The organism is Methanocorpusculum sp. GPch4, from assembly GCF_012062385.1.
In the GTDB taxonomy this organism is placed as follows: domain Archaea; phylum Halobacteriota; class Methanomicrobia; order Methanomicrobiales; family Methanocorpusculaceae; genus Methanocorpusculum; species Methanocorpusculum parvum.
This window is the reverse complement of record NZ_SIJA01000011.1, coordinates 1-820: the sequence shown is the minus strand read 5'-3', so window position 1 is coordinate 820 and position 820 is coordinate 1. Positions and strand designations below refer to the sequence as shown.

The 820-nt window shown below is 52.0% G+C and carries 1 protein-coding gene; it reads right to left on the bottom strand.

Annotation, left to right across the window (positions count from 1 at the left end; all coding sequences use genetic code 11):
* Positions 1-534, bottom strand: a 534-nt coding sequence (locus EYA77_RS00605; RefSeq protein WP_167815560.1) for a hypothetical protein, incomplete at its 3' end; no start/stop codon positions are given.
* Between the last annotated feature and the right edge of the window lie 286 nt (positions 535-820).

Genomic DNA, 820 nt, shown 5'->3' with positions numbered 1-820 from the left:
TTCTGCCCGCCGGTTCCAGTATTTCTGTTCTTCTTCGATGCTTTTGCCGATGAACCGGAGGGTTTTGCCGATTTTGTCGCCGGCGGGTTCCCAGTGATTGTTGATAAAGGCATACCATTCGCCGCTCGCGACGTCGTAGACGAGGTGGCCGGCGGCTTCTTTTTCGAATCTGACGGCGTTTCCTTCGTCGTTGAGGGAGTTCAGGAGAGCTTCGGGTGTGGGGAGCTGCCGGCGGGTCATGGTCTTTCGCTCCCAGGGCGGAGCACAAGACGGGTCGAAGAACCGGAGAAGGAAGGCTTTTTCGGGGCCTTCGGGTTCATTGTCCGTGATGTGCTCTTTGACGGCCCGACGGAGATCGGGGCCGGTATCGAAGGTGGTGATTATGTCGACGAGTTCGCCGTTTTTATACAGACCGAACCGGTAGGCGCTCAAATCCAGGTTGACACCGGGGTGTTCGGGCGAGAGTTGTTCTGTGATCGTTTCGTGATGCTTTACTGTGTAAGGCATCGGCAGGGTTGTTTGTGTTTTAATCAAGGCTAGGTTGTCACTCCTTTTCTTAGTTTTATCAAATGTATCATGATATACAGAATAATTAGATAGCATAGTATTTATAGCTATAACCCGTATATGTAAATAGATACATTATGTCTGAAGAAAAGAACGATGATCAGATCCTGATCCGGCTCCCGAAGAACCTGAAGATGCAGCTGGAAACGGCGGCACGCGTGGAAGGGACGACGGTTCAGGATTGGGTGCGAAAAGCGATGGTGAATCGGATCAGTCTGCTGAATGTGTGCCCGGCGTGCGGCACGGTGAATTC